Raw genomic sequence first — 19299 nt, 5'->3', positions numbered from 1 at the left:
TACCCCTGTGGTCGAAGACCGGCACGAAGACGGTCAGATTCGTGCATCCGATCTGCGTCCCCTGCTCGCAGCCATGACAGCGGCACGCGACGGCGATTTCACCAAGGCGCCGGAATCCGGCCACGGGATGGTGGCCGAACTCACCGCGGTCTTCAACCAGATCATGGACCGCAGCATCCATTTCACCTCCGAGACGCGACGCGTCAGACGGGAGCTGGTGCGGCACGGCCGGCTCGACGAGCGCCTCTCGGCCAGCCCCGGCCAGGGCCTGTGGACGTCCCGGGTCAACGATGTGAACCAGCTGCTCGACGCCCTGGTCGCCCCGGCGGCCAACGCCACGCGCGTGCTGGACGCGGTGGCCGGCGGCGATCTGACCCAGCGGGTCGATCTGCACGACGGGACACGGCAGTTGCGCGGCGACCTGCGGCGCCTGGGCCGGGCCGTCAACACGATGGTGGACCAGCTCTCCCTGTTCACGGGCGAGGTGACGCGGGTCGCGCGCGAGGTCGGCACCGAGGGCAGGCTCGGCGGCCGGGCCAAGGTGCAGGGTTTGTCGGGCAGTTGGCGGGACGTGACGGAAGCCGTCAACACGATGGCGTCCCGGCTGACGGCCCAGGTGCGGGACATCGCCGCGGTGACGACGGCGGTGGCCCGGGGCGATTTGACCCGCACGGTGACGGTGGAGGCGACCGGCGAGCTGCTGGAGCTGAAGCTGACCGTCAACACGATGGTCGACCAGCTCTCCGCCTTCGCCGACGAAGTCACCCGCGTCGCCCGCGAGGTCGGCACCGAGGGCCAGTTGGGCGGCCGGGCCCAGGTGCGGGGCGTGTCCGGGGTGTGGAAGGACCTCACCGACAACGTCAACTTCATGGCGTCGAACCTGACCTCCCAGGTCCGCAACATCGCCCAGGTGACCACGGCCGTGGCCAACGGCGACCTGTCCCAGAAGATCACGGTCGCCGCGCAGGGCGAGATCCTGGAGCTGAAGTCCACGATCAACACGATGGTCGACCAGCTCTCCGCCTTCGCCGACGAAGTCACCCGCGTCGCCCGCGAGGTCGGCACCGAGGGCAACCTCGGCGGCCGGGCGCAAGTCAGGGGCGTGTCGGGGGTCTGGAAGGACCTCACCGACAACGTCAACTTCATGGCCGACAACCTCACCTCCCAGGTGCGCAACATCGCCCTGGTCTCCACCGCCGTCGCCCAGGGCGACCTCGGCAAGAAGATCACCGTGGAGGCCAAGGGCGAGATCCTGGAGCTGAAGTCCACGATCAACACGATGGTCGACCAGCTCTCCGCCTTCGCCGACGAAGTCACCCGCGTCGCCCGCGAGGTCGGCACGGAGGGCAACCTCGGCGGACAGGCCCAGGTGCGGGGCGTCTCCGGCGTCTGGAAGGACCTCACCGACAACGTCAACTTCATGGCGCTGAACCTGACGTCGCAGGTCCGCAACATCGCCCAGGTGACCACGGCCGTCGCCAACGGCGACCTGTCGAAGAAGATCACGGTCGACGCCCGCGGCGAGATCCTGGAGCTGAAGGACACCGTCAACACGATGGTGGAGCAGTTGCGCGCCTTCGCCGACGAGGTGACCCGCGTGGCCCGCGAGGTCGGCACCGACGGGCGGCTCGGCGGCCGGGCCCAGGTGCTGGGCGTCTCCGGCGTCTGGCGGGACCTGACGGACAACGTCAACTACATGGCCGACAACCTCACCTCCCAGGTGCGCAACATCGCCCAGGTCGCGACGGCCGTGGCGCAGGGCGACCTGTCCCGCAAGATCGACGTGGACGCGCGCGGCGAGATCCTGGAGCTGAAGACCACCATCAACACGATGGTCGACACCCTGTCCTCCTTCTCCTCCGAGGTCACCCGCGTGGCCCGGGAGGTCGGCAGCGAGGGCCAGCTCGGCGGCCAGGCCCGGGTCGAGGGCGTCTACGGCACCTGGAAGCGCCTGACGACCAACGTCAACGAACTCGCCCTCAACCTCACCACCCAGGTCCGCGCGATCGCCGAGGTCGCCTCCGCGGTGGCCCAGGGCGACATGTCCCGCTCGATCACCGTGGAGACGCAGGGCGAGGTCGCCGAGCTGAAGGACAACATCAACCTGATGGTGGCCAACCTGCGCGAGACGACCCGCGCGAAGGACTGGCTGGAGTCCAACCTGGCCCGGCTCGCCGCCCTGATGCAGGGCCACCGGGACCTCATGGAGGTCGCCGACCTGATACTCCGCGAGCTGACCCCGCTGGTGAACGCCCAGTACGGCGCGTTCTACCTGGCCGACCCGGACGAGGACAGCGCCGGCCCGCGGACCACCGTGCCGATCAAGGGCCTGGCCTTCATCGCCGGGTACGGCGCCGCCCAGGACGCGACCGTCGAGACCGGCGGCCTGCCGGTGCACGGCCTGGTCGCGCAGGCGGCCCGGGAGAAGAAGCGGATCCTGGTGGAGGGCGCCCCGCCCGACTACATCAAGATCAATAGCGGCCTCGGCGAGGCGGCCCCGACCACGATCGTCATCATCCCGATCCTCTTCGAGGACAAGCTCCTCGGCGTCATCGAACTCGCCTCGTTCTCCCGTTTCTCCGATGTGCACCTGGCGTTCTTCGACCAGTTCGTCAACACGATCGGCGTCGCCATCAACACGATCATCGCCAACTCCCGCACCGAGTCCCTGCTCGGCGAGTCCCAGCGCCTGGCCATGCAGCTCCAGGAACGCTCCGACGAACTCCAGAAGCAGCAGGGCGAACTCCAGCGCTCCAACGCCGAACTGGAGGAGAAGGCCGCGCTGCTGGCCACGTCTTCCCAGTACAAGTCGGAGTTCCTGGCGAACATGTCGCACGAGCTGCGCACGCCGCTGAACTCGCTGCTGATCCTCGCCCGGCTGCTCTCCGACAACCCCGACGGCCATCTCTCCGACCAGGAGGTGCAGTTCGCGACGACCATCCACCGCTCGGGCTCGGACCTCCTGCAACTGATCAACGACATCCTGGACCTGTCGAAGATCGAGGCCGGCCGGATGGACGTACGCCCCAAGCGGCTCCCGCTCATCAAGCTGCTCGACTACGTCCACGCCACCTTCCGCCCCCTCACCATCGACCGGGGGCTCGCCTTCGAGCTGGCGGTGGGCGAGGACGTACCGCGCGAGATGTACTCGGACGAGCAGCGCCTTCAGCAGATCCTGCGCAACCTGCTCTCCAACGCGATCAAGTTCACCGCGAGCGGCAAGGTCGAACTGCGGGTGGACCGGGTGCAGGACACCGAGCACCGACGGGGGTCCCCCCGCTCATGGGGGTCCCCCCGCTCGAGCGAAGTCGAGAGTGGGGGAGAAGTCGAGAGTGGGGGAGTCCGGGAGACCGACGACGTCATCGCGTTCGCCGTGTCCGACACCGGCATCGGGATCGCGCCGGAGAAACTCCCGGTGATCTTCGAGGCGTTCCAGCAGGCCGACGGCACCACCAACCGCAAGTACGGCGGCACCGGCCTCGGCCTCTCCATCAGCCGGGAGATCGCGGGCCTGCTCGGCGGCCGGATCATCGCCGAGAGCGAACCCGGCAAGGGCTCCAGGTTCACCCTCTACGTCCCCGTCGTCAGCCCCGGTCACACGGCTCCCGCCCCGCTCCCCGAGGACCGTGACGCCCTGCCCCTGCCGCTCCAGCCGACCACCGGGCCCTTCCCCCCGGTCGCGCACGACACGGACGACGCGTGGCCCTCACCCACGAAGCTGGAGGCCTGGACGTCCGGGAGGCCGGGCCGGATCCTGGCCGGGCGTCGGGTGCTGATCGTCGACGACGACATCCGCAACGTGTTCGCCCTCACCCATGTCCTGGGCCGGGTCGGCATGACCGTGCTCTACGCGGAGAACGGCCGCGAGGGCATCGAGACCCTGGAGCGCAGCGCGGACGTCGAACTGGTCCTGATGGACATCATGATGCCGGAGATGGACGGCTACGAGACCATCTCCGCGATCCGCCGCACACCCCGCTGGACGGGCCTGCCGATCGTGGCGCTGACCGCCAAGGCGATGCCCGGTGACCGGGAGAAGTCCATCGCCCGCGGCGCCAACGACTACGTGCCCAAACCGGTGAACATCGAGGGCCTGCTGACGGTCGTGTGCGAACTGCTGGACCCCGAGGGCACGGAAGAAGAGGCATGAGCAGCACGGCCACTCACCCCGAACGCGCCGGAATCCTCCTGGTCGACGACATGGAGGACAATCTGACCGCCTTGGAGGCCGTCCTGGCCTCCCTCAACGAGCCGCTGGTCCGGGCCCGTTCGGGCGAGGAGGCCATGAAGGCCCTGCTGCGGCAGCCGATCGCCCTGGTCCTGCTCGACATCCGCATGCCCGGCATGGACGGCTTCGAGACGGCCGCCCACATCAAACGCCTCGACCAGACCCGGGACGTCCCGATCATCTTCCTGACCGGAGCGGACGACGACTCGGGCTACGCCTTCCGCGGCTACGCGACCGGCGCCGCCGACTACGTGACCAAGCCGTTCGACCCATGGGTCCTGCGGGCAAAGGTCAGCGTCTTCCTGGACCTCTACCGCAAGGGCAGAGAGGTGGAACGCCTGAGGACGGAGGTCCAGGAGTTGCGACGCCGGGTTGATCATCCGGAGGCCTGAGGGCCCCTACCGCTCGCGAGAGCCGTCGTACATCTCCTCGATCAGGTGCTTGTACTCCCGCTCCACGACGGGCCGCTTCAGCTTCAGGCTCGGCGTGATCTCCCCGTGCTCGACATCGAGATCACGCGGCAGCAGCCGGAACTTCTTGATGGTCTGCCAGCGCTGAAGCCCCTCGTTGAGCTGCTTCACATACCCGCCGACCATCTCGACGGTCACCGGCGCGGCGACGATCTCCGCGTACGACTTCCCCTGGAGCCCGTTCTCCTTGGCCCACTCGGTGATCGCGAGCTCGTCCAGCGCGATGAGCGCCGTACAGAAGTTGCGGTCGGCCCCGTGCACCAGGATGTTGGAGACGTACGGGCACACCGCCTTGAACTGCCCCTCGACCTCCGCCGGGGCGATGTACTTGCCGCCCGAGGTCTTGATGAGGTCCTTCTTGCGGTCGGTGATCCGCAGGTACCCGTCGGGCGACAGCTCCCCGATGTCCCCGGTGTGGAACCAGCCGTCCGGCTCCAGCACCTCGGCGGTCTTCTCGGGCAGCTTGTGGTAGCCCTCCATGATGCCCGGGCCGCGCAGCAGGATCTCCCCGTCGTCGGCGATCCGCACCTCCGTGCCGGGCAGCGGCTTGCCGACCGTGCCGGTGCGGTAGGCCTCGCCCGGATTCACGAAGGACGCGGCCGAGGACTCGGTCAGGCCGTAGCCCTCCAGGATGTGGATGCCGGCGCCCGCGAAGAAGTAGCCGATCTCCGGGGACAGCGCGGCGGACCCCGAGACGCACGCCCGCAGGTTGCCGCCGAAGGCCTCGCGGATCTTGGCGAACACCAGCGCGTCGGCGGCCTTGTGCTTCGCGCCCAGACCGAACGGCACGGACGCGGTCCCGGTCCGCCGGAAGTTGTCCTGGGAGACCTTGGCGTACTCGCGGGCCACCTCGGCCGCCCACTGGAAGATCTTGTACTTGGCGCCGCCGCCGGCGCGGGCCTTCGCGGCCACGCCGTTGTAGACCTTCTCGAAGATGCGCGGCACGGCCGCCATGTACGTCGGCTGCACGACCGGCAGATTCTCGATGATCTTGTCGACCCGGCCGTCCACGGCGGTGACGTGTCCGACCTCGATCTGCCCGGAGGTCAGCACCTTGCCGAAGACGTGCGCGAGCGGCAGCCAGAGGTACTGCACGTCCTCGGAGCTGACCAGCCCGGTCGCGGCGATCGCCTTCGCCATGTACGACCAGTTGTCGTGCGGCAGGCGCACGCCCTTGGGGCGGCCCGTGGTGCCGGAGGTGTAGATGAGGGTGGCCAGCTGGTCCTTGGTGATCACGCCGACCCGCTCCTTGATCAGGTCGGGGTCCTTCTCCAGCCGGGCCGCGCCGCGCTTCTCCAGCTCGTCCAGGGTGAGGATCCAGTCGGCGGTCTCGACACCGGCCGCGTCGATCACCACGACATGCGTCAGCTCGGGCAGCTCGGCGCGCTTCTCCTTGGCCTTGGCCAGCTGCTCGGCGTTCTCCGCGATCAGCACCCGGCTCTCGGAGTCCGACAGGATGTACGCGGACTCGTCGGCGTTGGTCTGCGGATACACCGTGGTCGTGGCCGCGCCGGCGCACATGATGCCGAGGTCGGCGAGGATCCACTCGATCCGGGTGCCGGCGGCGAGGGCGACGCGCTGCTCGGGCTGCACGCCCAGCTCGATGAGGCCCGCCGCGATGGCGTAGACCCGCTCGGCGGCCTGCGCCCAGCTCAGCGACTTCCACTCGTCCGGCCCCTGGCCGGCCGACGATGGGACCGGATACCGATAGGCCTCGGCGTCCGGCGTGGCCGCGACGCGCTCCAGGAAGAGGCCCGCCACGGACGGCGGACGGTTCTCGATCAGGGTCTGTGTGTCGCTCACGACATCCTCCGGGGCCCGCGACGATGCGGCTGGCTCAGGTGCGGCTGGGTTTACTCACGAGCCCTTGTTTAACTCGCGAGTAACTATCGAGCAGGGATCAGAGTAAAGGGCGACCGTCCCCCGCGTAAGGGGCTGCGGCCTGTCACTTCGTACCGAGAGCCACCCCGGGAACGCGCAGGGGCCCGCCGTACTTTCGCACGACGGGCCCCTGTTCAACCCGGATTGCGGTGTAACCCACGGTAATCCGTGATTACTTCTTGCCCTTGCCCGACCCCGCGCTGTCATCACTGGACAGGACCGCGATGAAGGCCTCCTGCGGAACCTCTACGGAACCCACCATCTTCATCCGCTTCTTGCCCTCCTTCTGCTTCTCCAGCAGCTTCCGCTTACGGGAGATGTCACCGCCGTAGCACTTGGCGAGGACGTCCTTGCGGATGGCGCGGATGGTCTCGCGGGCGATGACCCGGGAGCCGATGGCCGCCTGCACGGGGATCTCGAAGGCCTGGCGCGGGATCAGCTCGCGCAGCTTGGCGACGAGCCGCACTCCGTACGCGTACGCGGCGTCCTTGTGGGTGACGGCGGAGAAGGCGTCGACACGGTCGCCGTGCAGCAGGATGTCGACCTTCACCAGCTGGGCGTCCTGCTCGCCGGTGGGCTCGTAGTCCAGGGAGGCGTAGCCGCGGGTCTTGGACTTCAGGTTGTCGAAGAAGTCGAAGACGATCTCCGCGAGGGGGAGCGTGTAGCGGATCTCGACGCGGTCCTCGGAGAGGTAGTCCATGCCGAGGAGCGTGCCGCGACGGGTCTGGCAGAGCTCCATGATCGAGCCGATGAACTCGCTGGGGGCGAGGATCGTGGCCCGGACGACCGGCTCGAAGACCTTGTCGATCTTGCCCTCGGGGAACTCGCTCGGGTTGGTGACCGTGTGCTCCTTCCCGTCCTCCATGATCACGCGGTAGACCACGTTGGGCGCGGTGGCGATGAGTTCGAGGTTGAACTCGCGCTCCAGGCGCTCACGGATGACGTCCAGGTGCAGCAGGCCGAGGAAGCCGACACGGAAGCCGAAGCCGAGGGCCGCGGAGGTCTCGGGCTCGTAGACCAGGGCGGCGTCGTTGAGCTGGAGCTTGTCCAGCGCCTCGCGGAGGTCGGGGTAGTCCGAGCCGTCCAGCGGATAGAGGCCGGAGAAGACCATCGGCTTCGGGTCCTTGTACCCGCCGAGGGCCTCGGTGGCGCCCTTGTCCTTGCTGGTGATGGTGTCACCGACCTTGGACTGACGGACGTCCTTCACGCCGGTGATGATGTAGCCCACCTCGCCGACGCCGATGCCGTCGGCCGGGGTCATCTCGGGCGACGAGACGCCGATCTCCAGGAGCTCGTGCGTGGCGCCGGTCGACATCATCTTGATGCGCTCGCGCTTGTTGAGCTGCCCGTCGACGACACGGACGTACGTGACCACGCCACGGTAGGAGTCGTAGACCGAGTCGAAGATCATCGCGCGGGCGGGGGCATCCTTGACGCCGACCGGGGGCGGGACGTCGCGGACGACCCGGTCCAGGAGCGCGTCCACGCCGATGCCGGTCTTCGCCGAGACCTTGAGCACGTCCTCGGGCTGGCAGCCGATGAGGTTGGCGAGCTCCTCGGAGAACTTCTCGGGCTGCGCGGCCGGCAGGTCGATCTTGTTCAGCACCGGGATGATCTTGAGGTCGTTCTCCATCGCCAGGTAGAGGTTGGCGAGGGTCTGCGCCTCGATGCCCTGGGCGGCGTCGACCAGGAGGATGGTCCCCTCGCACGCGGCGAGCGACCGGGAGACCTCATAGGTGAAGTCGACGTGCCCGGGGGTGTCGATCATGTTCAGGATGTGCGTGTCGTTCTTGTCGTGGGTCGGGGCCCACGGCAGACGCACCGCCTGTGACTTGATCGTGATGCCACGCTCGCGCTCGATGTCCATGCGGTCGAGGTACTGGGCGCGCATCTGTCGCTGCTCGACCACTCCGGTCAGCTGGAGCATCCGGTCGGCGAGCGTGGACTTGCCGTGGTCGATGTGCGCGATGATGCAGAAGTTGCGGATCAGAGCCGGGTCGGTACGGCTCGGCTCGGGCACGTGGCTGGGGATCGCGGGCACGCAGGGTCCTGATTCTTGAGGCGTCCGCAGTGTCTGCGGTCTCGGGTCGGATCGATACGTAGCCTCCATGGTCCCACGGGTGGGGACCATGGCCGGGTTTGGGCCGCGCAAGGGCCCACTGGTAGCCTGGGTGGCTGTGCCTCATGCCCTCTCGCACGAGGCACGACCTCAAGAAATCACCCGGTGCGGGAATCGTGCGGTGTCCGTGCGGCCTCGTGCCAGAACCTGAGAAGGCTCATTCGTGGCGAACATCAAGTCCCAGATCAAGCGGATCAAGACCAACGAGAAGGCGCGGCTGCGCAACAAGGCCGTCAAGTCCTCCCTCAAGACCGCGATCCGCAAGGCCCGTGAGGCTGCTGCCGCGGGTGACGTCGAGAAGGCCACCGAGTACCAGCGCCTCGCCGCGCGTCACCTCGACAAGGCCGTCTCCAAGGGCGTCATCCACAAGAACCAGGCTGCCAACAAGAAGTCCGCGCTGGCTCAGAAGGTCGACGCGCTCAAGGGCTGACATCTGATGTGACGCCGGAGGGAATCGAGCGGGCCCTCTCTCATCCGCTCCCGTCCGGCACCCCCGGATCCGCGCGCGGCCTGCGTTCGCCACGCGGGCGCGGATCCCGCAGCTTGAACCGAAGGCCTCGCTTTCCGCCCTTCCCCAGGGCGGCGGGCGGGGCCTTTCGGCCTGTCTGCCCCCGGCGCCGGCGATGCCTGCCCGGTCCGTGGCCCTACGACCAGAACTCGTCGTTCTTCTCGATGTCCTCGACGCATTCGTCGAGGTCGGTGACCTTGTCGCCGACGATCCGGAAGACGATGCAGCCGGTGTCGTCCAGCTTCCTGCCCTGCCGCTCGGCGGTGAACCTGCACATGCCGACCGCGTGCCCCCGGCCGTCGACGGCGATGCCGAGCATCTCCAGACGCATCGACCCGGCGGTCTCCTCGCCCAGCCGCCGGTACATGTCCATGATCGCGTCCTGGCCCTTGAAGTCACCAGAAAGCGGGTGACTGCCGGGCACGTGATGCGTCGCGTCCCTGGCGATCAGTTCCCGCAGGGTGTCCAGATCACCGCGCGAGAAGGCCTCGAACCCCTTGCGGACCAGCGTTGCGTGCGGGTGCTCAGCCATGACCCTCGCCACCTCTCCGTCACTCGGCGACGTACGGCTGATACACCCGATTCTCCTCTTCGGCAGGAGGAGGGCGACTCGATCACGGCACAGTGGAGACATGGACGCAGACGACACGAACGCGCCGGCCCTGGTCCGCGCGGCGACCAGGCTCCCCGCCCAGGACCTGGAGCGGGCACGGCGCTTCTACTCGGAGAAACTCGGTCTGGACCCCGTGGACGAACGCCCCGGCGGGCTTCTGTACCGCTGCGGTGGCGCGGAGTTCGTGCTGTTCCGGTCGACGGGAACCTCGCCCGGCACCTTCACGCAGATGGCGCTGGAGGTCGAGGACATCGAGGCGGCGGTCGCCGAGCTGAAGCGGCGCGGCGTGGTCTTCGAGGAGGTCGACGCCCCCGGCTTCCGCACCCGGGGCGGGATCGCCGAGGTCGAGGGCAACTATCCGAGCAAGGGCGCACGGGGCGAACGCGGCGCCTGGTTCCACGACAGCGAGGGCAACCTGCTGGGGATGGGTGAGCCCGTGTTCTGAGGCGGAGGCGGTGCCTGGCACGAGCCGCGCCGGGCCGGGCCGGGGAGGAAGGTCGCCCCTGGCCCGAGTCCGATCGGCCGGGGTCGGCCCCGCTAGCCGCGTCCCCTGGAGCGGGCCGCCCGGGCGATGGTGACCACTGCCTTCTCCAGCGCGTACGCGGGGTCGTCGCCGCCGCCCTTCACCCCCGCGTCCGCCTCGGCCACCGCGCGCAGCGCGATGGACACCCCGTCCGGAGTCCAGCCGCGCATCTGCTGCCGCACCCGGTCGATCTTCCAGGGCGGCATGCCCAGCTCCCGCGCGAGGTCGGCCGGGCGGCCCCCGCGGGCCGAGGACAGCTTCCCGATCGCCCGGACGCCCTGTGCGAGCGCGCTCGTGATCAGTACCGGCGCGACCCCGGTCGCCAGCGACCAGCGCAGCGCCTCCAGGGCCTCCGCCGTCCGCCCCTCGACGGCCCGGTCGGCGACCGTGAAGCTCGACGCCTCGGCCCGCCCGGTGTAGTACCGCCCGACGACGGCCTCGTCGATCGTCCCCTCGACGTCCGCGACCAGCTGCGACACCGCCGAGGCCAGCTCCCGCAGATCGCTGCCGATCGCGTCGACGAGCGTCTGGCACGCCTCCGGCGTGGCGGATCTCCCCGTCGCCCGGAACTCGCCCCGCACGAACGCCAGCCGGTCCGCCGGCTTCGTCATCTTCGGGCAGGCCACCTCACGCGCCCCGGCCTTGCGTGCGGCGTCGAGCAGCCCCTTGCCTTTGGCCCCGCCCGCATGCAGCAGCACCAGGGTGATCTCCTCGGCCGGGGCCCCGAGGTACGCCTTCACGTCCTTGATCGTGTCGGCCGACAGATCCTGCGCGTTGCGTACGACCACGACCTTGCGCTCCGCGAAGAGCGACGGGCTCGTCAGCTCGGCGAGGGTGCCGGGCTGCAACTGGTCCGGGGTCAGGTCCCGTACGTCCGTGTCGGCGTCGGCGGCCTTCGCCGCGGCCACCACCTCCTGCACGGCACGGTCGAGGAGCAGGTCCTCCTGGCCCACGGCGAGCGTCACCGGGGCGAGGGGGTCGTCATTCGCAGTCTTCCTGGCCATCGCGCCAAGCATCCCACGCGCCACTGACATCGGGTCCCGGCGGACCGGGCCAGGCTCCCCACGGCCCGGGCCGTGCGCGCAGACGGGACCGGGAGCCGCTACGGCTCCTCCCGCCAGCCCTCCCACTCGCCGGCCAGCCGGTCCAGCTCCACGGAATCCATCCGCTCGTCCTCGTCCCGCAGGACGACCAGCCACTGCGCGTCCTCGGCGTCGTCCTCACCGGCCAGCGCATCCCGCACCAGCTGCGGCTCCTCGGAGACCCCGAACCTCTCCCGCAGCGCGTCCACCACCTCTTCCGCGGCATCACGGTCGGGCAGTACCAGCACATGTCGCACATCACTCACGCCGGACATTGTCCGACACCGCACAGCGGCCCGGTCGCTCAGCCCTTGCGCACGACCTGCACATCGAGGTCGACCCTGATGCTCGGCCCCACCACCGCGATGCCCCGCGCCAGCATGGTCTGCCAGCTCACGGTGAAGTCGTCCCGGTGCAGTTCGGTCGTGGCCCGGCAGGCCGCCCGCACCTCGCCCTCCATGCCGTTGCCCAGCCCCAGGTACTCCGTGTCCAGCGTGACCGTCCGCGTCACGCCGTGCAGCGACAGCGCCCCCGTCACGGCCCAACGGTTCCCGCCCTTGTGCACGAAACGTTCGCTGTAGAACTCCAGCGTCGGGAAGTTCTCCACGTCCAGGAAGTCCGCCGAGCGCAGATGGTCGTCGCGCATCCTCATGTCGGTGTCGATGGACGCCGCGTCGATCACCACGTGCATCGCCGACCGCTCCATCTGCTCGGCGACCCGAATGACCCCCGCGAACGACTTGAACCGCCCGTGGATCCGGGCCAGTCCGATGTGCCGCGCGGTGAAGCCGATCGAGGAGTGCGCCGACTCGATCTCCCAGTCACCGGCATCGGGAAGCTCCGGCGGCCGGGCCACCTGCAGCGTCACGTCCCCGAAGGACGCGAGCGCGTTCTCAGCGACCTGGGTCGTCGCCCGGTACGGCGTGTACCCCTCCGCCGACACCGCGAGCCGGTACTCCCCGGCGGGCACGGTCGTCACGAACGACCCGTACGGATCGGCTCCCCCGCTGACCACCGGCCGCCCCGCGGCGTCGGTGACCGCGAACTCCGCGTGCCTGACCGGCTCGTTGACCGGGTCCAGCACCCGGCAGGCCAGCACCCCCGCGCTGGGCGGCGTCGGCACCGCCGCCAGGGGACTCGTCCGTTGCACCCGGTCGGTGCGGCTTGCCCGCCAGCGGCCGATCATCCACGACTCCCCTGAGTGACTCGAAATCCCCTGTTGATCACTGTTGATCACATCTTGCCGGAGACGCATTCGACCACCGGTGAGGCTTTCGAGGCAACACGGGACCACATCACGGGAATCCAGCACATGTGCTGGTACTACGCACGAGTAGCCCCGTGTGGCCGGAATGGACGTCTACGCGGGATTTCGCAGCGTCGGCACCTTGTCCAGCTCGATCCCGAACCGCTCCCGGTACACCCCCAGAATCTCCTCGTCCGCCTCCAGTTCCCGCTCCTCCCGCGTCCCGTCGGCCGCCGTCACCGTGAGCCTGCGCCCGCTGAGCGTGATCCGCCCTCCCTCCTCCGTCACCCGCGAACAGACCAGCGACCGCGTGAAATGCGACCCCGACGACGTGCTGTGCCACCACGCCCCGGCCACGAAGTCACCGAGCGCCCGCGGCCGCACCTCCAGTCGGTACTGCGCTCTGCCGTCCCGGAACACGTCCAGGTCCGCCGCGTCCACCGTGCCGTGCCCGCCGCGCACCCCGGCCGCGTCCGGCCCCGCCTCGACGATCCGGAACGTGCCTCCCGGGTCCTCCTGCTCACCCCGGTCCCCGAACGCCAGCGGAAGGTGGCTGTGCGCCCCGAACCCGACATCGGCCAGCCAGTCGCCCCCGTCCACCGTCCGTACCCGCAGCGCGAGATGGTCGTAGGGGATCCCGAGCCGCCCCTCGTCCCCGTACACCCGCCCCGCCAGCAGCGCCACGTCGTACCCCAGCGCGGCGAGCAACGCTCCGAAGGAGCCGTTGAGTTCGTAGCAGAACCCGCCCCGCCGCGCGCCCACCACCTTGTCCAGCAGGTGCTTCTCCTCCAGCACGATCTCCTCGCCCAGATGGATCGAGAGGTTCTCGAACGGCACGGTCCGCAGGTGACGCAGGTGCAGTTCCCGCAGCGCGTCGACGGTGGGCCACGCCGGGTGTTCTGCTCCCAGTCGGCGGAGATAGGCATCAACCTGTGCTGAGTTCATGCCCTCAGTCTCGCGCCACCTTCAGCTGTCCGCCCCCTCCTGCGACCGCGAGCGCGCCGTCCCGGTCCGTCCGCAGCACCGCCGCGCCCCCGGCGCGCAGCGCCGCGACCGTGCCGGGCGCCGGGTGGCCGTACGAGTTCTCGCCGCAGGAGATGAGGGCCAGTCGCGGTGCCGCCCGTCGTATGAGGCCCGGGTCCTGGTAGGCCGAGCCGTGGTGGGCGACCTTCAGGACGTCCACACCCTCCAGCATCCCGGCCGCGGGTGATCTCGCCAGGGCGCGCTGCGCCGGGGGCTCCAGGTCTCCGAGGAGCAGCAGGCGCAGTCCGGCCGTGCGGACCAGCATGGCGACGCTGGCGTCGTTCGGCCCCTCCGGCTCCGGCGGGTGGACCGGAAGGGCTCCTGGAGGCGTTCCCGGCGGCGGCCACGGAGGCGAGTCCGGCGGCGGGCTCGGGGGCGGCCACACGATCTGCCAGGACAACTCCCCCGTGCGCCGCTGCTCCCCGGCCGCCGCCCGCGTCACGGGGATCCGCTGCGCCGCCGCCAGCCTCCGCACGAACGCGGCCTGTTCCGCGGGCTCTTCCAACCCGGTCGTCTCGATCGCCCCCACCGCCCGGCCGCGCAGCACCCCGGGCAGGCCCGCCACGTGATCGGCGTGAAAGTGGGTGAGCACGACCAGCGGGATCCTGTTGATGCCCAGTGAGCGCAGGCAGTGGTCGACGAGTCGCGGATCGGGCCCCGCGTCCACCACCACGCCGGTCCCCTCGCCCGCCGCGAGCACCATGGCGTCGCCCTGCCCCACGTCACACATCACCAGCCGCCAGCCGGTCGGCGGCCAGCCCGTGACCGCCCGGGTCAGCGGCGGCGGCTGCACCACGACCAGCGCCAGCAGCAGTCCGCAGGCCCCGCACCACCAGGGATGCCCGAGCAGTCGCCGTCCGACGAGCACCACGACCAGGGTCACGGCCAGGAGCAGCGCCGCACCCGCCCAACTGCCCGGCCAGTCCACTCCCCCACCCGGCAGCGCCGCCCCGGTCCGGGCGATCCGCGCGATCCACCCGGCGGGCCAGTGCGCGCACCAGGCGAGGAACTCGGCCACGGGCATCGCCACCGGCGCCGTGGCCAGCGCCGCGAACCCCAGCACGGTCGCCGGTGCGATCGCGAACTCCGCGAGCAGATTGCACGGCACCGCCACCAGACTCACCCGTGCCGACAGCACGGCGACGATGGGCGCGCACAGGGCCTGCGCGGCCGCGGCGGCGCCGAGCGCCTCAGCCACCCGCGGCGGGACCCCGCGCCGCCGGAGTCCTGCGCTCCAGCGCGGCGCGAGCGTCAGCAGGGCACCGGTCGCCACGACGGACAGCAGGAACCCGTAACTGCGCGCCAGCCACGGGTCGTAGAGCACCAGCAGCAGAACGGCCGTCGCCAGCGCCGGGATCATCGACCTCCGGCGGCCGGTCGCCAGGGCGAGCAGCGCCACGGCTCCGCAGGCCGCGGCACGCACCACGCTGGGATCCGGCCGGCACACGATGACGAACCCGAGCGAGAGCGCGCCCCCGAGCACCGCCGTCCCGCGCAGGGAGATACCGAGCCGGGGCGCCAGGCCCCGCCGCTCGACGTGTTGCGCCAGGCCCGGCGGGCCGAGCAGCAGCGCGAGCAGGATGGTGAAGTTGGCCCCGGACACGGCGAGCGTGTGCGTGAGGTCGGTCTCCTTGAACGCCTCCTCCAGCTCCGGAGTGATCCGCGAGGTGTCCCCGACCACCAGGCCGGGCAGCAGTGCCCGGGGGTCCGCGGGCAGCCCGTCGGTCGCCTCGCGCAGCCCGGCGCGCAGCCGCCCGGCGAGCCGCTGCGGTCCCGAGGGCTCTCCCACCACGGCCGGTCGGCCCCGGTTCCGCACCCGCAGCACGGCCGCGACCCGGTCGCCGCCGATCATCGCGGGCGCCAGCCGCGCACCGACCCGCAGCCGCGTCGACGGCAGCAGGCCGAGCCACGGTGACCGCCCGCGCCCACCGGCCGCCACCCGGCCGCGCGGGGCGGCCGTGTCCACGTCCACGATCATCAGCACCGGCGCCCGTGTCGTCACCGTCGTGCCGCCCGCCTCCTGGACGCGCCGCACGTCGGCGTCGATCAGCACGGCCGTCGGAGCCACATGATCGCCCCGGACCTTCGGCCGGGTGAGTCGCGGGTCGGACGTGAGCTCGACCTCGGCCGTCACCGTCGCGTACTCCCGCGCCAGACCGGGCACGGGCCCCCGGCGCAGATCCGCCCCGTGCAGCCCGGCCGAGGCGGCGGCCGCCGCGACACACAGGAGCAGGGCGGCCGCCGAGGCGCGCGGCCAGGACGCCGCCCGGTGCCGTCGGACCAGCGGCAGCAGTCCGAGGGCCGCCAGGCAGCCGGTCACGATGCCGATCACCCACGTCGGCGACGCGTCCAGCAGCAGCGCCGCCGTGCCCCAGGCCGCGAGGGCGGGCGGCACGAGCCGCAGGTCCGTCGGGCCCTCCTGGCGCGGCCGGGCGGTGCCGAGACGTGTGCCGGAGGAGGCGTGCACGGGCGACCGGGCGGGACGGAGCCCCGACGCGGTCTCGTCCTGCCGCGCGGGCGGGCCGGTGTGGCTCCTCATGGCCGTACGAGGGTGCGCAGGTCGGCGAAGCGGCGGTCGCCGATGCCGTTCACCTCGCGCAGCTCGTCCACGGAACGGAAACCGCCGTGCTGTGTGCGGTAGTCGATGATGTGCTGCGCCAGCACCGGGCCGACACCCGGCAAGGTGTCGAGCTGGTCCGCGGAGGCGGTGTTGAGGGAGACGGGAGCGGCCGGCGCAGCCACCCCACCGCCCGGGCCGCCGGGAGCCGGACCAGCGCTCGCCCGGGGAGCCGGTGCCGGAGCCGGTCCCCCGACGATCACCTGCTCACCGTCCACGAGGAACCGGGCGCGGTTGAGCCCGTCGGTGTCCGTGCCCGGCTTCACCCCGCCCGCCGCGCTCAGGGCGTCCGCCACCCGGGAGCCGGCCGGCAGCCGGTGGATCCCCGGCTCGCGCACCTTGCCGCCCACGTCCACGACGATCTCGGGCGCCCTCGCCTTCGCGGATCCGGCGGAAGCCCCCGGAGCAGCCCCGTCGGGCACCCCGGCAGCGCCCTTCCCTCCGGCCTGCTCGCTCTCCTCCCCCTCCCCGAACGGCACCGCCGCCCGCACCACCTCCGGCGGCCGCACGGACTGGGTCCGGCCTGCCCAGAAGTGCTGCACGGCGAAGACCGCGGCGACGACGAGCACCACCGCCAGAGCCCGCACACTCCGCCGCTCCAGACCGCACCTGGTCTGCAACCACAGCGGCATGCGCTCCCGCAGTGCCGACCCGGCCCGCTCCCGCCAGGGTCCCTCACCCGCGCGGACGTCCTCGCCCTCCATGCGGGGGAGACCGCCCATGGGTTCCGCGAGCGCGGGGCGGCCACCAAGCCCTCGCGGAGTCTCGCCGAGGTCGCCGGAGCCCGGCGGTCCCTGCCCCGACTCCCGCCGCTCCCCGGCCGGTTCGACCTGCTCTACCCGCGCTGGAGGTCCCGTCGGCCCGGCGGGCTCGCCGAACAACACCCCCGCACGCCGCCGGAGTTCCTCCGCCGAGGCATGACGCTGCCGGGCCCCGCCGCGCACACCGGGCGGGCGTCGGTGATGACGGACGCGCCCGTCGGACGCCGGGTGCCGGCCCGGCCCACTGGTCGCGGTCGCTGTGTGTGAACGTGATCGAAGTGCCATGCGACGAGGATCGGCCACCTTGGCCCACCCGCGATGATCTTGGTCAATTCCCGGGGACAAGCCCCCGGTTGTGGACAACTCCGCCACTCACACGGGTGGACGGAGCCTCACAGCAACGTTCACCGGGGCGAAACCACGACTCCCAGCAGTCCGGGTCCGGTATGCGCCCCGATGACCGCCCCGACCTCGCTGACGTGCAGATCGGCCAGCCCGGGCACCCGGGTCCGCAGCCGGTCGGCGAGGGCCGACGCCCGGTCCGGGGCGGCGAGATGGTGGACGGCGACATCGACCTGGGCGCTGCCCGCACGGTCGGCGGCGATCTCCTCGAGGCGGGCGATCGCCTTGGACGCGGTCCGCACCTTCTCCAGCGGCTCGATCCGGCCGTCGGCCAGTTGCAGCAGCGGTTTCACCGCGAGGGCCGAGCCGAGCAGGGCCTGCGCGGCGCCGATACGCCCGCCGCGCCGCAGGTAGTCGAGGGTGTCGACATAGAAGTAGGCAGAGGTGCCCGCGGCCCTCTTCTCGGCGGCTGCGACGGCCTCGTCGACCGTCCCGCCCGACTCCGCGGCCTCCGCGGCGGCCAGCGCGCAGAACCCGAGCGCCATCGCGATCATGCCCGTGTCCACCACCCGCACCGGCACCGGCGCCCGGCGTGCGGCCACGACGGCCGCGTCGTACGTCCCGGAGAGTTCGGCGGAGAGGTGGAGGGAGACGATGCCGGTGGCGCCGGACTCGGCGACCTTGCGGTACGTCTCCTCGAAGACCGCGGGACCGGGCCGCGAGGTCGTCACGGGGCGCCGCTTCTGCAAAGCCTGGGCGAGGGCGCGGGTCGAGATCTCGGTGCCCTCCTCCAGCGCCCGGTCACCGAGGACCACGGTCAGGGGCACCGCGGTGATGCCGTGACGCTCCATCGTCCGGGTCGGCAGGTAGGCCGTTGAATCGGTGACGATAGCGACATGGCGGGACATGAGCTGGAGGTTACCTGCCGTAGCGCCCGTGCGGCAGCCCGACCCCTGCGGGCTGCGGGGCCGCCGGCCGGATCAAGTGGTGCTCTCGGGACGGGGCTTCTTCTGCCAGGGGTAGGTCGGCCGCGGTGCCGGCGGCGTGATGGCGGGCCGCGCGGGCTCCTGATCAGGGCTCGGCCGCGCGGTGTCCGGCCAGGTCTGCCCGGCCGTGGCGGCGTCGGCGGCGGGGGCCTCGGGCCACGACGGCGGTGTGGCGGGCGGCGACGACGGCGAGCCCGGCCGCGAGGAGGACGCGGGCTGCCCGGAGGCGGCGGACTCCTGCGAGGGCGCGGGCTGCGGCTCCGGCGACGTCCAGTGCCGCAGCGCCCCGGACTCCAGGTCGATCTGCGCGCTGAGCGAGTCGAGGTCGTCCTCCGCGAAGCGGCCGGCGCGGTCGCGTGCCGCCCAGCGCAGCGAGTCCGCCGAGTGCGTGATGCGTTCGGTGCGCTCGCGCAGCTCGGGGAGCCGCTCGGCGAGCGCGGTACGGTCCGGCTCGGACTCCAGGCGCCTGAGCTCGCCGTCCAGCTCGTGCCCGTGCGCGCTGAGCCGCTCGAAGAGGCCGAGGGACTCCTTCAGGGACTCGTCCTCGGCGACGGCCGCGTGCAGCGCTTCCTGGGTGGCCCGCATCGAGGTGCGCAGCTTCAGCCGGAGCTGGGCGAGTTCGCCCGCGGCGCCGGGCTGGACGAAGGACTTGGCGCGCAGTGTGTGGTCCTCGACCGTGCGACGGGCCTGGGTGATACCGCGGTCCACGCCGCGCTTGGCGGCGCCCACCGCCTTCACCGTGGCGTACACCCCGAGCCCGACAAGGAGCACGAAGAGCAGGGCGAAGACTGCGATCACTGCTTCCACAAGGGGCTCCTCCTCAGGACGTCGCGGCGCCTCACGTCGCTCTTCAACGGTAAACGCAACGGGCAGGTCCGGAGTTCCAGAAAAACCCCGAAC

General features: G+C 71.1%; 15 protein-coding genes. 4 read left to right on the top strand and 11 right to left on the bottom strand.

Going from position 1 to position 19299, the window contains the following annotated elements:
• The first annotated feature begins 73 nt into the window (after nt 1-73).
• Together BJ965_RS25900 and BJ965_RS25895 are read left to right on the top strand one after the other, a co-directional pair.
• Complete coding sequence (locus BJ965_RS25900; RefSeq protein ID WP_449343241.1) at nt 74-4150, top strand: HAMP domain-containing protein; 4077 nt, start codon at nt 74-76, stop codon at nt 4148-4150.
• Complete coding sequence (locus tag BJ965_RS25895) at nt 4147-4620, top strand: response regulator (protein ID WP_184911245.1); 474 nt, start codon at nt 4147-4149, stop codon at nt 4618-4620. Before BJ965_RS25900 ends, BJ965_RS25895 begins: the two co-directional genes overlap by 4 nt.
• A 6-nt stretch (nt 4621-4626) precedes the next feature.
• Here BJ965_RS25895 and BJ965_RS25890 read toward each other — a convergent pair whose 3' ends face one another.
• Together BJ965_RS25890 and lepA are read right to left on the bottom strand one after the other, a co-directional pair.
• A complete protein-coding gene (locus BJ965_RS25890; RefSeq protein ID WP_184911243.1) occupies nt 4627-6501 on the bottom strand; it encodes an AMP-dependent synthetase/ligase in 1875 nt (624 codons plus the stop codon).
• Nucleotides 6502-6751: 250 nt separating this feature from the next.
• Nucleotides 6752-8620, bottom strand: coding sequence for a translation elongation factor 4 (gene lepA / locus BJ965_RS25885; protein WP_184911241.1), 1869 nt, complete (start codon nt 8618-8620; stop codon nt 6752-6754).
• A gap of 241 nt (nt 8621-8861) precedes the next feature.
• On the opposite strand from lepA, the gene rpsT reads away from it, so the two are divergent.
• Nucleotides 8862-9128 carry a 30S ribosomal protein S20 gene (rpsT, locus tag BJ965_RS25880; RefSeq protein WP_031103817.1) on the top strand — a complete coding sequence of 89 codons (267 nt, stop codon included), beginning with the start codon at nt 8862-8864 and terminating at the stop codon, nt 9126-9128.
• A gap of 214 nt (nt 9129-9342) precedes the next feature.
• Here the strand turns inward: rpsT and BJ965_RS25875 are convergent, their stop codons facing one another.
• Entirely contained in the window at nt 9343-9738 is a 396-nt protein-coding gene (locus BJ965_RS25875; protein ID WP_184911239.1) for a nuclear transport factor 2 family protein, read from the bottom strand.
• A gap of 100 nt (nt 9739-9838) precedes the next feature.
• Here BJ965_RS25875 and BJ965_RS25870 point away from each other — a divergent pair, with 100 nt between their 5' ends.
• The gene (locus BJ965_RS25870; protein ID WP_184911237.1) at nt 9839-10264 is read left to right on the top strand and encodes a VOC family protein; all 426 of its coding nucleotides are present in this window, start codon (nt 9839-9841) and stop codon (nt 10262-10264) included.
• Between the two features lie 92 nt (nt 10265-10356).
• Here BJ965_RS25870 and holA read toward each other — a convergent pair whose 3' ends face one another.
• The 8 genes from holA to BJ965_RS25830 all read right to left on the bottom strand — a co-directional run bounded on the left by holA (nt 10357) and on the right by BJ965_RS25830 (nt 19206).
• Nucleotides 10357-11346 (bottom strand): DNA polymerase III subunit delta, encoded by a 990-nt coding sequence (gene holA, locus BJ965_RS25865; protein ID WP_184911235.1) that lies wholly within the window; start codon nt 11344-11346, stop codon nt 10357-10359.
• 98 nt (nt 11347-11444) lie between these two features.
• Nucleotides 11445-11690, bottom strand: coding sequence for a hypothetical protein (locus BJ965_RS25860; protein WP_184911233.1), 246 nt, complete (start codon nt 11688-11690; stop codon nt 11445-11447).
• A 38-nt stretch (nt 11691-11728) separates the two neighbouring features.
• Nucleotides 11729-12610 (bottom strand): YceI family protein, encoded by an 882-nt coding sequence (locus BJ965_RS25855; RefSeq protein ID WP_184911231.1) that lies wholly within the window; start codon nt 12608-12610, stop codon nt 11729-11731.
• A gap of 174 nt (nt 12611-12784) precedes the next feature.
• Complete coding sequence (locus BJ965_RS25850; protein ID WP_184911229.1) at nt 12785-13615, bottom strand: arylamine N-acetyltransferase family protein; 831 nt, start codon at nt 13613-13615, stop codon at nt 12785-12787.
• Nucleotides 13616-13619: 4 nt separating this feature from the next.
• On the bottom strand, nt 13620-16232 hold the full coding sequence (locus tag BJ965_RS25845; RefSeq protein ID WP_184911227.1) for a ComEC/Rec2 family competence protein: 2613 nt from the start codon (nt 16230-16232) through the stop codon (nt 13620-13622).
• Entirely contained in the window at nt 16229-17356 is a 1128-nt protein-coding gene (locus BJ965_RS25840) for a ComEA family DNA-binding protein (protein ID WP_184911225.1), read from the bottom strand. The genes BJ965_RS25845 and BJ965_RS25840 overlap by 4 nt, the downstream gene beginning before the upstream one ends.
• Before the next feature lie 119 nt (nt 17357-17475).
• Entirely contained in the window at nt 17476-18321 is an 846-nt protein-coding gene (locus BJ965_RS25835; protein ID WP_184911223.1) for a DegV family protein, read from the bottom strand.
• Between the two features lie 72 nt (nt 18322-18393).
• Complete coding sequence (locus BJ965_RS25830; protein WP_184911221.1) at nt 18394-19206, bottom strand: hypothetical protein; 813 nt, start codon at nt 19204-19206, stop codon at nt 18394-18396.
• Nucleotides 19207-19299 lie beyond the last annotated feature (93 nt).

This window comes from Streptomyces luteogriseus (assembly GCF_014205055.1).
Lineage (GTDB): Bacteria > Actinomycetota > Actinomycetes > Streptomycetales > Streptomycetaceae > Streptomyces > Streptomyces luteogriseus.
Note: the sequence above shows the minus strand (reverse complement) of the source record. Positions and strands in the feature narration are given on the sequence as shown.

Bases quoted from the DNA above. Each gene is read 5' to 3' on its own strand.
- BJ965_RS25900 (WP_449343241.1), top strand. From the start codon at position 74: ATGACAGCGGCACGCGACGGCGATTTCACCAAGGCGCCGGAATCCGGC.
- BJ965_RS25895 (WP_184911245.1), top strand. From the start codon at position 4,147: ATGAGCAGCACGGCCACTCACCCCGAACGCGCCGGAATCCTCCTGGTC.
- BJ965_RS25875 (WP_184911239.1), bottom strand. From the start codon at position 9,738: ATGGCTGAGCACCCGCACGCAACGCTGGTCCGCAAGGGGTTCGAGGCC.
- BJ965_RS25870 (WP_184911237.1), top strand. From the start codon at position 9,839: ATGGACGCAGACGACACGAACGCGCCGGCCCTGGTCCGCGCGGCGACC.
- holA (WP_184911235.1), bottom strand. From the start codon at position 11,346: ATGGCCAGGAAGACTGCGAATGACGACCCCCTCGCCCCGGTGACGCTC.
- BJ965_RS25855 (WP_184911231.1), bottom strand. From the start codon at position 12,610: ATGATCGGCCGCTGGCGGGCAAGCCGCACCGACCGGGTGCAACGGACG.
- BJ965_RS25850 (WP_184911229.1), bottom strand. From the start codon at position 13,615: ATGAACTCAGCACAGGTTGATGCCTATCTCCGCCGACTGGGAGCAGAA.
- BJ965_RS25845 (WP_184911227.1), bottom strand. From the start codon at position 16,232: ATGAGGAGCCACACCGGCCCGCCCGCGCGGCAGGACGAGACCGCGTCG.
- BJ965_RS25840 (WP_184911225.1), bottom strand. From the start codon at position 17,356: ATGGCACTTCGATCACGTTCACACACAGCGACCGCGACCAGTGGGCCG.
- BJ965_RS25835 (WP_184911223.1), bottom strand. From the start codon at position 18,321: ATGTCCCGCCATGTCGCTATCGTCACCGATTCAACGGCCTACCTGCCG.